The organism is Bacillus sp. FSL R5-0593 (assembly GCF_038603755.1).
GTDB classification, from domain to species: domain Bacteria; phylum Bacillota; class Bacilli; order Bacillales; family Bacillaceae; genus Bacillus; species Bacillus velezensis.
Genome location: NZ_CP152011.1, coordinates 3,359,738 through 3,373,616, shown reverse-complemented (window position 1 = coordinate 3,373,616; position 13,879 = coordinate 3,359,738). Strand labels below are relative to the sequence as shown.

The 13,879-nt window shown below is 44.2% G+C and carries 13 protein-coding genes and 1 pseudogene; 6 read left to right on the top strand and 8 right to left on the bottom strand.

Features of this window, described 5'->3' with window-relative positions; genetic code table 11:
• Nucleotides 1–88 precede the first annotated feature (88 nt).
• Nucleotides 89–931 (bottom strand): oxidoreductase, encoded by an 843-nt coding sequence (locus NYE36_RS16765; RefSeq protein ID WP_012118400.1) that lies wholly within the window; start codon nucleotides 929–931, stop codon nucleotides 89–91.
• A gap of 132 nt (nucleotides 932–1,063) precedes the next feature.
• On the opposite strand from NYE36_RS16765, the gene NYE36_RS16760 reads away from it, so the two are divergent.
• From NYE36_RS16760 to NYE36_RS16745, 4 genes and pseudogenes are all read left to right on the top strand, one after another.
• The gene (locus NYE36_RS16760; protein WP_047936122.1) at nucleotides 1,064–2,845 is read left to right on the top strand and encodes a M3 family oligoendopeptidase; all 1,782 of its coding nucleotides are present in this window, start codon (nucleotides 1,064–1,066) and stop codon (nucleotides 2,843–2,845) included.
• Between the two features lie 118 nt (nucleotides 2,846–2,963).
• A complete protein-coding gene (locus tag NYE36_RS16755; protein ID WP_032869725.1) occupies nucleotides 2,964–3,401 on the top strand; it encodes a YusW family protein in 438 nt (145 codons plus the stop codon).
• Between the two features lie 155 nt (nucleotides 3,402–3,556).
• Nucleotides 3,557–4,381, top strand: a complete 825-nt coding sequence (locus tag NYE36_RS16750) for an ABC transporter ATP-binding protein (protein WP_012118397.1) — start codon at nucleotides 3,557–3,559, stop codon at nucleotides 4,379–4,381.
• A 2-nt stretch (nucleotides 4,382–4,383) separates the two neighbouring features.
• A pseudogene (locus NYE36_RS16745) lies at nucleotides 4,384–4,651 on the top strand (YusU family protein).
• 192 nt (nucleotides 4,652–4,843) lie between these two features.
• Here the strand turns inward: NYE36_RS16745 and NYE36_RS16740 are convergent.
• Nucleotides 4,844–5,884 (bottom strand): 2-dehydropantoate 2-reductase, encoded by a 1,041-nt coding sequence (locus tag NYE36_RS16740; protein ID WP_014418834.1) that lies wholly within the window; start codon nucleotides 5,882–5,884, stop codon nucleotides 4,844–4,846.
• Nucleotides 5,885–5,896: 12 nt separating this feature from the next.
• Nucleotides 5,897–6,643, bottom strand: a complete 747-nt coding sequence (locus tag NYE36_RS16735; RefSeq protein ID WP_007410077.1) for an acetoacetate decarboxylase — start codon at nucleotides 6,641–6,643, stop codon at nucleotides 5,897–5,899.
• A gap of 121 nt (nucleotides 6,644–6,764) precedes the next feature.
• On the opposite strand from NYE36_RS16735, the gene NYE36_RS16730 reads away from it, so the two are divergent.
• Nucleotides 6,765–7,652, top strand: coding sequence for a LysR family transcriptional regulator (locus NYE36_RS16730; RefSeq protein WP_047936120.1), 888 nt, complete (start codon nucleotides 6,765–6,767; stop codon nucleotides 7,650–7,652).
• A 114-nt stretch (nucleotides 7,653–7,766) separates the two neighbouring features.
• Here NYE36_RS16730 and NYE36_RS16725 read toward each other — a convergent pair whose 3' ends face one another.
• The 5 genes from NYE36_RS16725 to NYE36_RS16705 form a co-directional block, all read right to left on the bottom strand.
• The gene (locus NYE36_RS16725; protein ID WP_047936118.1) at nucleotides 7,767–9,362 is read right to left on the bottom strand and encodes an MDR family MFS transporter; all 1,596 of its coding nucleotides are present in this window, start codon (nucleotides 9,360–9,362) and stop codon (nucleotides 7,767–7,769) included.
• A 20-nt stretch (nucleotides 9,363–9,382) separates the two neighbouring features.
• Nucleotides 9,383–9,844: a MarR family transcriptional regulator gene (locus NYE36_RS16720; RefSeq protein WP_003151828.1), complete on the bottom strand. Its 462-nt coding sequence runs from the start codon at nucleotides 9,842–9,844 to the stop codon at nucleotides 9,383–9,385.
• Nucleotides 9,845–9,982: 138 nt separating this feature from the next.
• The gene (locus tag NYE36_RS16715; protein ID WP_003151830.1) at nucleotides 9,983–10,315 is read right to left on the bottom strand and encodes a spore coat protein; all 333 of its coding nucleotides are present in this window, start codon (nucleotides 10,313–10,315) and stop codon (nucleotides 9,983–9,985) included.
• 11 nt (nucleotides 10,316–10,326) lie between these two features.
• Complete coding sequence (locus tag NYE36_RS16710; RefSeq protein ID WP_015418171.1) at nucleotides 10,327–10,584, bottom strand: hypothetical protein; 258 nt, start codon at nucleotides 10,582–10,584, stop codon at nucleotides 10,327–10,329.
• Between the two features lie 195 nt (nucleotides 10,585–10,779).
• Complete coding sequence (locus NYE36_RS16705; protein ID WP_265451036.1) at nucleotides 10,780–12,405, bottom strand: MDR family MFS transporter; 1,626 nt, start codon at nucleotides 12,403–12,405, stop codon at nucleotides 10,780–10,782.
• A 556-nt stretch (nucleotides 12,406–12,961) separates the two neighbouring features.
• Between NYE36_RS16705 and NYE36_RS16700 the strand changes: the two genes are divergently transcribed.
• Nucleotides 12,962–13,870 carry a proline dehydrogenase family protein gene (locus NYE36_RS16700; RefSeq protein WP_094032468.1) on the top strand — a complete coding sequence of 303 codons (909 nt, stop codon included), beginning with the start codon at nucleotides 12,962–12,964 and terminating at the stop codon, nucleotides 13,868–13,870.
• The last annotated feature ends 9 nt before the right edge of the window (nucleotides 13,871–13,879 follow it).

Sequence of the window (13,879 nt, the reverse complement as noted above, 5' to 3'; positions counted from 1 at the left end):
TTCATCGTCCTCCCTGTGATCTGATAATTTAATTATATCACATGTTAAATAAAAATCAATACTAAATTATAATAATTATAATTTAGGTTTAAGTGAACAGCTTTTTCTTTATAATCGATTCCCAGGCGGACCACGGAAAGAGTGAGCGGAAAGCCAATGTCAGCTTAACGCCCCTGCCGATCGGATACCGCAGTTTCTTCAGCCGTTTCCTTTGTGCCAATTGATAAATCAGCTCCGCTACGTCATCAGGATCGCCGCTTTTGGATGCGTTGGCTTTGAAGTAAGCTTCTATTTGCTGATAATAGCGGTAATAAGGCGAATCTTTGCCGGGTGCCGTAAGATGATTGGAGAGAGATGTCTCCCATATAGACGTTTTGTAGGAGCCCGGTTCTATTAAAGCGGCATCAATTCCTAAAGGCAGCAGTTCGAGGCGCAGGCTCTCTGTAAACCCTTCAACCGCGAATTTGGAAGAGACATACGGAGATAGAGCCGGGAAACCGGTCAGTCCGCTGATACTGCTGATATTGAAGATTTTCGCCCCGCTATGTTTTCGCATATAAGGCAGCACGGTTTTTGTGACGTGAATCAGACCGAATACATTTGATTCATACTGCTGTCTGTAATGTTCCATCAGCACATCGTCAATAAACCCCCCGTACGCAGTGCCGGCGTTATTGACGAGCAGGTCAATCGGTCCGAAACCGCTGATGGTGTTCCCGAAGTCAGACACCGACTGCTCATTTGTCACATCTAAAGAAACGACCGTAACATGTTCGGATGCACCCGCTTGAGCGGCGGCCTCTTTCAGTATTTCAGCTTTCTCCGGCTGTCTGGCTGTTGCGATGACGTGATAAGACCGGGCGAGCTTCAGCGCTGTCAGCAGCCCGAATCCGCTCGTCGCGCCGGTTACAATGGCAATTTTTCTGTTCATCTTATAATCCTCCCCGTTTGTTCTTTTCTCATAGTGTATAACATCTCGCGGAAAGAAGGAGAAATCGTTCGGAAATATGTCAGAATTGTTTTATAATGGAGTCAGCTTCGGATAGAAAGGGGTAAAGAAAAGATGGCATTAGAGGGATTGAAGGAAACATGGGATTTAAACTCCATTTTTGAGGGCGGGAGCCGGTCGGAAGAGTTTCAGCAATACATACAAGAGCTCAAAAATCATCTAAGCGCTTTTCAACATGCGGTTGAAGCGTTTACAGCTCCGACGCATGCGGATGAAAGCCGGGAGCTGATCAATCTGATTGATAGGTTTGAACGGTCAGCGATCATGATCAGGCAGGCGGGAGCGTTCGTCGGATGTCTTCAGGCTCAGAACACTCATGATCAGAAAGCGAATGAATGGAGGGCGCGGATCAATCAGCTGAGCAGTGATTTTAAATCCGCTCTGGTCACCCTTGACGATACACTTGCCCGGATTGACGAGCCGGTCTGGGAGGAGCTGCTGCAAAAACCGGAACTTCAGGATCTCACATATGTTTTAAATGAAAGAAGAGACCGGGTCAAAGAGAAGCTCAGCGCTTCAGAAGAAAGGCTGATTGAAGGCCTGGCCGTTGACGGCTATCACGCATGGGGCGACCTGTATAATGCGGCTGTCGGCAGAATGAAGATTCCGTTTGAGGATAAAGAGCTGTCGGTCGGCCAAGCGGAAAATATGATGTCGCACCCGGACCGCCGCATCAGACATCAAGTGTTCAAAGAGCTTAATGAAGCGTGGAAAGGAGAAGAGGAGCTTTTCGGCAGCACGCTGAACCATCTGGCCGGCTTCCGCACGGAAATCTATAAAGCGCGGGGCTGGAAAAGCGCTTTGGAAGAGCCGCTTGCGATCAACCGGATGAAAATAGAAACGCTGGATGTCATGTGGCAGGTCATTACCGATCATAAAAAGCCTTTTGCCGAATACCTGAATCGAAAGGCGTCTCTTTTAGGGCTTGAGCGGCTGAACTGGTATGATGTGGACGCGCCGATCGGCGAGGCTCCGAAAGAATACACATATGATGAAGCGGCCAATCTGATTGTCAGCCAATTTTCGACGTTTGGCAAAAAGCTGTCCGCATTTACGGAAAAAGCGTTCCGTGATCGGTGGATAGAAGCGGAAGACCGCAGCGGCAAACGGGTCGGCGGTTTCTGCACCAGCTTTCCCGACAGCGGAGAATCCCGGATTTTTATGACGTTTTCCGGAAGCGCTTCGAATGTATCGACGCTGGCGCATGAGCTCGGTCACGCGTTCCATCAGGAGGCCATGCTTCAAGTGCGGCAGCTGAACAGAGCCTACGCTATGAATGTCGCTGAAACAGCCTCGACCTTTGCGGAAATGATCGTCGCCGACGCCGCTTTGAAACAAGCGGAGACAAAGGATGAAAAGGTGTTCTTGCTTGAAGATAAAATTCAAAGAAGCGTAGCCATGTTTATGAATATTCATGCGAGATTTTTATTTGAAACGCGTTTTTATGAAGAGCGCAAGCAGGGCGTCGTTCCGGCTGAGAAACTGAATGAACTGATGGAAGCGGCGCAGAAAGAAGCATTTTGCGATTCATTAGGGGAATACCACCCTCATTTCTGGGCGTCAAAACTGCATTTTCATATTACGGGAGTGCCGTTTTACAACTTTCCGTATACGTTCGGTTATTTATTTTCGCTTGGAATATATGCAAGAGCTCTTCGGGAAAAAGCGGATTTTGAAGAAAAATATATCGCGCTTTTGTGTGACACGGCTTCGATGACTGTTGAGGATTTGGCGATGAAGCACCTTGGAGCGGATCTGACGGAACGGTCGTTTTGGGAAGACGCGGTCCGCCTTGCCGTACAGGATGTGCAGGAATTTTTAGAGCTGACTGAATGATAATCTGGAGATGAACCGGCCGGAGTGTTACCGCTCCGGTTCTTTTTTGTTTAATGAATGACAGCCGCCTCCCTTGGAAATACCTAAAAACGATCGGAATGGAATGGGAGTGAATCGCATGAAATGGATCAGAACGGCGGGCGTTTTATGTCTTACGCTGATGCTGATTGCCGGCTGCCGATTGAATGAAGAAAAACGGGAAGCGGAACAAGACAGCACACCCGTGTCATCCGCGAAGCCGGTTCCTTACAGCAGCTTTGCCCTTCGCGTCAGCTACGGAGCCGGAGAGCATAACCGCTATGAAGGTTTGTATGAGAGAAAAGGCGGTCATGAAAAGGCTGACATCCGGGACAAGCTCTCAGGGGTTCACAGAGAGGGCGAGGAAGCGCTTGATGAAATGAAGATGATCCTTGGAGAACTTGCCGTAAACAGCCGGATGAAGGAAAGTGAGGTCGTCCGGCAGGTGCTCTCGGCTTTTAATTTGGACAGCCGCTATGACCATTTTTATCTGAAACTGAAAAAGAATGATGGAGAAATGACGGAAATAAAAAAATAACCGCCGTCCGCTGCTTTTTTGCCCAAAACTAATTGATAATGATATTCAGAGTCATTAATTTCTGTTACAATATAATCATGATCTCACGTTGAATGTTTAGGCAATTTGTTTATATACATAGTGTTGGGAAACTCAAAAAAGGAGCGGTTAGCGGTATGAGTGCAATTTCTACAGAGACGCTGAGCTTAGGGTACGGAGAGACTGTTATCATTGACGAATTGGATGTCGCGATTCCAAAAGGCGAAATCACTGTATTGATCGGAAGCAACGGCTGCGGAAAATCGACGCTTTTACGTTCATTGGCCCGGCTGATGAAACCGAGGGGCGGTTCTGTGCTTTTAGAAGGAAAAGCCATCGCTAAGCTTCCGACGAAGGAAGTGGCAAGAGAGCTCGCTATTTTGCCGCAGAGTCCGTCAGCTCCCGAAGGCCTGACGGTGCATCAGCTTGTGAAGCAGGGAAGATACCCTTATCAAAGCTGGCTGAAGCAATGGTCCAAAGAGGACGAAGACGCAGTGGCAAAAGCGCTTAAAGCGACGAAGCTTGAGGAAATGGCCGACCGTCCGGTGGATTCCTTGTCAGGCGGACAGCGCCAGCGCGCATGGATTGCGATGACACTCGCTCAGGATACGGATATCATTCTGCTTGACGAGCCGACAACCTATCTCGACATGACGCATCAAATTGAAATTCTTGATTTGCTGTTTGAATTAAATGAAAAAGAAAAACGCACAATCGTCATGGTGCTGCACGACCTCAATCTGGCATGCCGTTATGCCCATTATCTGGTCGCCATTAAGGATAAACAGATTTACGCAGAGGGCCGTCCCGAAGAAGTCATCACTTGCGAGCTTGTACAGCAGGTCTTTGCGATGAACTGCCAGGTAACGCAAGACCCGCTGTTCGGCACGCCGCTTTGCATTCCGCACGGACGCGGCAGATGTATCGTGCAGGAAGCGGCCCTCACCGCCCGATTGTCATAATCATGAAAAAGGGAAGGGAACGGTATGGAAGAGAAACTGCAGCAGCAGCTGGACGGCCTGCTTGAGAAATACACGGAACTATTGCTTGGCGAAACAAACCCGGATGTAAAGGAAGAAGTCAGGCAGTGGATTTTGTATACACATATCGCAAAAAGCATGCCTCCGCTCGTCAAACATTGGAATCAATCCTACCCGGACGCCAAAGAGGGCATCAAAGCTGCGATACAGCATATTAAACAGCTCAATGAAGCACACAGAAAAAAACAATAAAAAAGCTTTCGGCATCAAAGAGAGGTGCCGAAAGCTTTTTTTGCTGAAAAGGAATCAATAAAGGCGCCGTTCAATTCATAGCGAAGAACATTAATGTAACTAATGCACCCGTTTGTTTACGTATATTTCTTCCGCTTGCTGAACCAAGAAAAAAGGACCGCCGCAGCAATCCCTTTCTCTCTTTCCTATATATCACATTTCCTTTCGGATACGTAATAACTCTTCAAATGCTTTTATATTTGTATCAAAATTGGGCACTGTTTGAGATTCCTCGGCACATTTGACTTGTGCTACAACCAAATCATGAAAAGGTGTTGAAATGCCCGTACCTTCTGCCATTTTGGGAATAACTCCATTAATATAATCAATTTCTGTTTTGCGTTTTTTCTCAAGATCCTGAAGCATACTTGCTCTTAGCAGCCTAGATGGTTCCATGGCTGACCTAAATGTTTGGATACGTTCAGGAATATCATTTTCGCTTCTTAATTCCAAAGATTCTAAATCAAGGCCGCCCATTTTCGCAAATTTGACACCATTGGCGTGTCCAACCTTAATCGTCTCATCTGCGATATGGACTGCACTGACAATGCCGATTTCATGGTCAAGAATGTCTCCGTATTCTCCGTTTAATGCAGCCGATAAACCACTGAATGCATTATTGATAAGTAATTTTGACCACTTCGTTCCAACTAAATTATCGGAAATATGTGTTCCGCCGATAAGGTCTAAAACCGATTTAATACGCTGGATTCTTTCTGTTGTTTCACCATGTAATTCTCCAATTTGAAAAGCGTACTCTTTAAATTGAGTATACTCAGTTGTAAGTCTGGATACGCCTGGTTCAATAAATGTAGCACCAAATTCAACAGAACCTGCAATAACGCGTTCATCACCAACGATCGAAGCAACTTTCTGTTCAGGTATACCGTTTTGCAAGGAACATACTACACTGTCATCCTTTAAAAAAGGCAGCAACTCTTTAAGGATGGAGTCATTATATAATTGTTTCGTCAGAAGTAATATGAAATCATACTTGCCTGATTTGTTTTCAGGGGTGATGGCTTTCACCTTTGCTTGAAATTCCGTTGTACCAACTACTTTAGCACCAATTTGATTTAGAGTATCTACATGTTCTTTGTACGAATCAATCAATTCGACATCCATTCCGCCAGCAGACAGATATGCTCCAACTATGGTTCCTAAAGAACCTGCTCCTAAAACTGCAATTCTCATTGTCAACGCTCCTTATTTTTCCTCTAAGTAGTTATAAACCGGCTGTGCTGCATTTAAGGTTAGATCCGTAATAATATGAGATGCTGAAACGACTTCTAATACAGGCAAATCTGCAAGAGGTGCCAGAGCATGTTCAAATAATTGAAGCCGCGCCGGTCCAGTCCAGGCACCTTTAACTTCTATATTCGTTATTTGCGTCCGCACCAAATCACAAACCCTTAAATCACCATTGTAATCAGTAGCAATCTTAACCATAAAATTAGGTCGGCAAATTTCCCTTTTCGCTTTTTCCTTGTCCATTTCGAAATGTTTATATCCCATAGTGGCAGTTGCCACACGAAGACTGCCATAATCCAATGTGCCGACAAGAGTATCAGAGTCTATATACAGCTTAGGGGCACCCAATTTCTTTGGATATGCAGTAAGTTCCCGTCCGCTTGCAATAGCCGGGAAATTGTCAACATACATAGAATGTACATAATCTCCTTCTTCACCATTAAAGCTGACAGGGATGACTTGTCCTGCCTCTGTATAGGCACCAAGTCCGGAAACATCGGGCATCCACATGACTTCGAATTTCACTAAAGGTTCAGTAATTTCAAGAGGTTCCGGCACTGCTGCATGTAAAGCTTTTTCATCCGTTCGGTAAATAATATTTAAATATTCACGGTTAACAAATTTATAATTTGGGATAGGATAAGCAGGGGCTGTTAGTGGCGTATTTAAATTTTTTGCTATATCTTTCACATCAATTTTCATTGAATGACACCCTTTCCTTTTCTTTAACTATGCTATTATCTTACATTCGCATTTACATTTAATCCAATACATAATAAGGTATATATATATTTATTGAAATAAATGAGGGGGGTGCAGACAGATGGAATTGCTGCAGCTAAAATACTTTCAGACAGTTGCCTATACTGAACATATTTCTAAAGCAGCAGAACACTTAAAGATTGCCCAGCCTTCTTTAAGTCTCACTATAAAAAGACTTGAGAATGAACTGGGAACAACCTTGTTTGAGAGAAAAGGCAGAAATATTAAGCTGAGTTCAGCAGGGAAAATTCTTTTAAAACATGTAAACAGGATTTTTACTGAGATTGAAAATGCACAAACGGAAATTCAATTGGAGGAACATCAAATTTCTGACACCATCAGAATATCTATTTCCAATCCAAGATTCCTTGCAGGACTGATGAGTGAATATATCAACCGCTCTCCTCAATCAAAAATTCTCCAAGCAATCGGAGTTAAAAGCGAGATCATAACAAGTTTAAAAAAAGGGGACATTGATTTAGGAATAACAGGTCATCCGATTCAAGATGAAGAGATAGAGAGTTGTGTGCTGGTAAATGAAGATATTGTTCTGGCTTTGCCCTCAAACCACCGATTTACGGGTAAAACAGAAATTTCTTTACGCCTTGTCGCCGATGAACCATTTATTACCCTTGCTAATAATGAAGAGTATAGCGGTTTCACAGCCTCGCTTTGTGAGAAAGCTGGTTTCACCCCAAATATTGCATTTGAGGCAGATTCTCATTTACTGGTCGAGATTATAAAGCTGGATCAAGGTGTGGCGTTGCTTCCTATTTCAGTTTGCAGAACATTGGGGCTGAATTTTATAAAAGTGACTGATCACTCTGCTTCATATCCAGTCGGCTTATCTTGGATGAGACATAAGCTATTATCTTCTTCGGTAAGAAATTTTCGTGACTTTATTATGTCGTACTATAAAGATAACTATGAAATGTTTAAGGTTTATTGAAGGATTTCATCACTATTTTTTTGAATTTTCACCCCCCATTTCCAATGAGGCGGAAGACTGGTCATTCCCAGAAGATATAAAAAAATCCCGCGGCATCCGCGGGATTTTTCTTTGTTAAACGGCTTTCGCCTTTTCTTCTTGTTTGCCTGTCTTTTTGTTTGTCAGTTTAATTGATTTAACAAACAGCGTGAGGATCGATCCGGCAGCGATAAAGGCCAGGCCTGTGAAAAACACGCTGTGAAGCGAATCCATCAGTGACGTTTTCAAAACCGGCACGATATGGGAAGAAAATGCGGCCGGAATCTGCTTAATCGATTCCTGGCTGAACAAGGATTGAAGCAGCCCTTCAGGATTCTTGTCAATCATACCTTTAAACTGGGCGGCAAAGGCACTTGCCTGTTTCGGGAGTGAGTCTAAGTAAGGCACCAGTCTGTCGGTTAAAAGGCTTCCTGATCTGGCATTCATGACAGCGCCGAGCACCGTAATACCGAACGTTCCCCCGATCATCCGGAAAAATTGGCTTGAAGAGGTCACAACACCCAGCTCTTCTTTTGAAAACGTTTCTTGCAGAGCGAGTGTGAGAAGCGGCATGACGAGCCCCATTCCCAGACCGATCACGGCCATATAGCATGTAGCCGCGAGCTTGCTTGTATCCAGCTGTAAGGTTGTTAATAAGAAGAAGCCGACGGCCATGATCAGCATGCCGATCATGATTTGCGGTTTAATACCGATCTTATAAACCAGCTGGCCTCCGATAATACTTGTGATAATCATAGATACCATCATCGGCGTCATAATCGTGCCGGAAGCGGTGGCGCTGACTCCGATAATTCCCTGCATAAAGAAAGGAACGAACGTAACGGCGCCGAACATGCCGATACTCATGAAAAAGCCGATCAGATTCAGTACGGTAAACGTTCTGTTTTTAAACAGGTACATCGGCAGAATCGGCTCTTTTGCTTTGATTTCAGCGAAAATGAATCCGACAATCCCGGCAAGTGCAAGCGCAAAGAGACCGAGAATCTGCCAAGAGCCCCATGCGTAATCCTTTCCTCCGAAGCTGAGCGCAAGGAGGAGGCTGACGATTCCGACGATCATTGTGAAAATGCCGGCGATGTCAAAGTTAATCGGCCCGGTCTGTTTTCTGCCTTGAAGTCCTCTTGCGATAAAGATCACGGCTAAAATTCCGACAGGCAGGTTGATATAGAAAACCCATTTCCAATTTAATGAGTCAACAATCCAGCCCCCGATTTGCGGGCCGATCACGGAAGCAAGCCCGTAAATCGCCCCGAAAAGCCCTTGGAACTTGGCACGCTGTTTCCCTGTGAACAAATCCCCGATGACGATCATAGCCATCGGCATCATGACACCGCCGCCGATTCCCTGAAGTCCGCGGAAAATAATCAGTTCCGTCATGTTGCTGGCCATTCCGCACAGTGCGGAAGCTCCCATAAAAATCAATAAACCTGATACATAGACGACGCGGCGCCCCAATAAATCTGCAAGTTTCCCCGCAATCGGAACGATCGTCGTCGAAGTTAAAAGATATGCCGTGGTCAGCCACGTCATCATGCTTAATCCCCCGAGGTCACCCACGATTTTAGGAATCGCCGTTCCTACGATGGTGCCGTCAAGGGCTGAGAAAAACATGGCGATGATTAAGCCGGTTATTAATAATGTGCGTTTTGGATCTTTCTTTTCAATGCTCATGTTTCGGCAGCTCCTCTTTTCTATTCGTTTTCTTTTTGATCAGCCGCGTATTTCTCGGCGGCTTCCGCTACTTTGCGGATGATGTTCACGGACTGAATCAGTTCATCGTCAGTCAGAACGGATAGGTTTCGCGCCAGTATCGCTTTCCGTCCTTCCACAACATCTTCGAATTTTGTTTCGCCTTTTTTGGTGAGGCTGATGTCGATGACGCGTCTGTCCTGCTGGTTATGTTTGCGGACGATAAGTCCTTTTTGTTCGAGGCGGTCGGCCATCAGCGTCACTGCGCTCGGCTTTACCTCCATGCGTTCCGCAATTTCGGAAACTTTGCAGCTCCCGTGTTTTTTCAGGCTGGCTAAAACAAATAATTGGGCAGGCGTCACCTCGTGTTTTGCCATGCTTTCCACCATTTCAGGCTGTATGTTTTGCAGCAGCGTCTGAAGAGATTTCTGGATGTCAGACACATATTGATCCGCGTTTTTCATAACTCCTCCTCATCTTGTTCCTCGAGAAAATAATTAACATTAGTTAAATATAAATAAGGATTAATGACAAGTCAATCTTTTTGTGCAAAAATAAAAAAAGGATTGATGCTTGGCGAAAACATCAAATCCTTCTTCGTTTTACTGCTGGTAGGGAGACTGCTGCTGAATGGTCTGCCGGAACTTCTGATACGATTGCTGAAGCTTTTGGGTATCGGCTGCTTCAATGGAATACCAGCCATTTTGAAACATCACATCGTATAATCTTCTTTGCGCTTTTTGTGACTCATCGAAAATCGCCTGAATATCTTGATAAAGAGACTCGTGGCTGAACTCGTGCAGGGCTGTGCAATATGAAGCCGTGATGTATTTTTCCGTCGTCAGCAGCTCATTCACCAAGTCTCTGTCATTCATTTGCGCCGTATTGGGCACGGGCGTTTGCGGATTCGTGATTTTTTGGTTTTGCTGTTCCATGTATTGTCCTCCTATTGCATATAGCCTGTTGTTGTCTGTCCGCCTTGATCGGGGTTCAAGCGGCCTAATATGTGCTGATAATGCTTCTGATGCATCCGGCCGATCTGATCAAGCTCTTGTTTTAACGTCTGATTCTGGCAATGTTCCGCCATAAAATGCGCTTTTTTCATGGCAAGCAGATTCCAGTTCAGCATGTCCTCAAGATACAAATGGTCTTTCGTTGAGATGACGGCAGGCGGCAAGTTTCCGTGCTGCTCTTGGTTGTTCATATAAACGCCTCCTTCAATTCTGTTCTTTTTAGCTTTCTCTGCGATCGGGATTTCATACAGATAAATTAAAATAACCACGATTTGCAGGAGAGACATCAATATTTACAATAAAAAAAGACACTATCAGAAGAATAAATCTTCGGATAATGCCTGTTCATGTTAACAGTTCAATATATGCGAAAGTCAGCAGCGGCACTAGGATTGGACTTCAGCTGCCGGTTTATTGTCTAGATCAGTGCCGGCTTTTCTTTCAGTTATTTTTATTTTTGGTAAAAGAAAAGCAGAAAGTACTCCGGCAATTAATAGTATAAGCCCTGCGAAAAATACACTGCGAAGGGAGTCCATTAATGCTGTCTTCATTATCGGTATGATGTGCTTTGCTATAGAATGCGGAAATTGTTCGAATGAATCAGAACTGAATAGCCTCTGTAGCAGGACTTGAGGATTGCTGCTGATCAAGTCTTTTAGATGAGTTGCCAATGCGTTTTCTTGTTTTGGGAAATTGTCTAAAAAAGGAACTAATTTATCGGTTAATATATTTCCTGACTTGGCATTCATCACTGCTCCCAGAATCGTAATTCCAAACGTACCTCCGATAGAGCGGAAAAATTGGCTTGACGAAGTAACCACGCCGAGCGTTTCTTTAGAGAAACTCTCTTGAAGTGCCAGAGTAATAATGGGCATAACAAGGCCCATACCGAAGCCGATGATAGCTACATAAGTAGTTGCAGTTAATTTGCTGGTGTCAGCTTCTAATGTGGATAATAAAAAATAGGCAAAGGATATGATTGCCATCCCCGTGATAATCTGAGCTTTAATGCCGATTTTAAAGACCAGCTGCCCGCCTATAATACTGGACATAATCATTGCGACCATCATCGGCATCATGATTGTCCCGGACTCTGATGCACTCATGCCGATTATTCCTTGCATGAAGAAAGGGACGAAGGTGATTGCTGCAAACATCCCAATACTCATAAAGAACCCTATTAAATTTAGGAAGATAAAAGTTCTGCTTTTTAGAAGATGTATAGGCAGAATAGGTTCTTCAGCTTTTTTTTCTGCAAATACAAAACTAATAATACTTATAGTGGCCAAAGCTAACAGACAAAATGTCTGCCATGATAACCAGTCAAATTCTTTTCCGCCGAAACTGAGTGTAAGCAGCAAACAGACTACACCCGTAATCATTGTAAACATCCCGATGAAATCAAAATGAATCGGACCCGTGTATTTTCTGGCCTGCAATCCCATCGCAATAAAGAACACAGCTACCATTCCCACGGGTAAATTGATAAAAAATACCCAATGCCAGCTGAAAGAATCTACAATCCATCCCCCAATTTGCGGTCCGATTACAGAAGCAAGAGCGTAAATACCGCCAAATACGCCTTGAAATCTGGCACGCTGTTTGCCTGTGAATAAATCTCCAATGACAATCATAGCCATCGGCATCATAATGCCTCCGCCAAGACCTTGTAAACCTCGAAACACAATTAATTCTTTCATATTATCAGCCAAGCCGCACAGTGAAGAGCCAATCATGAATATAATCAGCCCGGCCACATATACTGCCCGGCGGCCTAATAGATCTGCAAGTTTTCCAGCGATCGGAACGATGGAGGTAGATGTTAATAGGTAGGCCGTAGTCAGCCAAGTCATCATGCTCAGGCCGCCGAGATCTCCTACAATCTTAGGCATAACCGTTCCTACGATTGTTCCGTCTAGAGCAGAAAAAAACATGGCTATAATAAGTCCAATTAATAAAAGTGTACGTTTAGATTTTCCTGTTGAATCCACTTGAAGGTTCCCTCTTTTCATATGTTTCGAGCATAGTGATTCTTCAAAATTAGGTGAATGGATAACTCAGGCAGGTCCCTTCTTTAAATTCCGTTAGGGAAGAGAAGCCATCTTTAAAAATGAAGGATCGTAAAGCTATTAGAAAGAAATAATAATGCTTTGGAGGTATGTTTGTGAGGCAAAGATAAATTCAGCAGAATTATCATTTTGAAATTCTGCTTTTCCTTCTTAATAGATACGTTCAATAAACTGAATTATCAATTTTAAATATAAGCCATTGTAAATTATAAATCAATTATCTTTTAAGGAATATTTTCAAATTATAAGGGGATAAAGAAATATAAATTAAAAGTTTTAGCTCGAAAACTCAATTGGAGAAGTAGTGATTTTTATTGACTCTTTTTGTGACTCATTAAAACCGTTTGAATATCTTGATAATATAATACATTGCTTTGACATCAGAGTCTGTATGGATATATGAACTGATATCTTGGCAATTTGCATAGCTTTTGTGTTTTAGCTTTCTCTGCGATCGGGATTTCATACACGAATAAAAGAAAAAGGAGGGAGTTCATCCTTGCTGCGGAGCATATGTTTATTTTTGTCGAAAAATAAAATGCTTACAAAATTCGCCCAGGCTTACGGAATCCGCTTCGGTGCGGGAAGGTTCGTTGCAGGGGAAACACTCACGGAAGCTGTGAAAACGGTAAAGCGGCTGAACCAAAAAGGGCTGTCGGCTTCGATTGATTATCTAGGTGAATATGCGGGTTCAGAGAAGGATGCGAAAAGGACGGCGGAAGAATGTAAAAAAGCAATCAGGGCGATTGCCGAGAATCAACTGGATTGTGAGCTGTCGCTGAAATTAACATCCATCGGTCTGGATATTTCCGAGAAACTTGCGGAACAGCATGTCAGAGACATATTGACGGAGGCAAAAGAACGCGGCGTGCCTGTAACGATTGATATGGAGGACTATTCAAGATGCGGCCGTACGCTTGAGCTGTATAAGCGGTGCAAGCCGGATTTCCCGATGCTCGGCACCGTCATTCAGGCTTATTTGTACCGCGCAGCTGAAGATATCAGCGGTCTGATGCCATACAAGCCGCGGCTCAGGCTTGTAAAAGGCGCTTATAAAGAATCGGCGGCCGTTGCATTCCCTGATAAAAAAGCAACCGATCTTCATTTTCAGCAGCTGATTAAGCTGCAGCTTTTGAGCGGCCATGAAACGGCGGTGGCGACACATGATGATGACATCATTTCTTTTACGAAAACACTCATCAGCGAACATCAGATTCCCCGGGAGCAGTTTGAATTCCAAATGCTGTACGGCATCAGAACGGAGCGCCAGAAGGAGCTTGCCGAAGAAGGATACAGGATGAGGGTGTATGTCCCGTACGGAACCGATTGGTACGGGTACCTGATGAGAAGAATTGCCGAGCGCCCGGCAAATGCGGCATTTGTGCTGAAAGGGATCTTCAAAAAATAACGGCTGCTC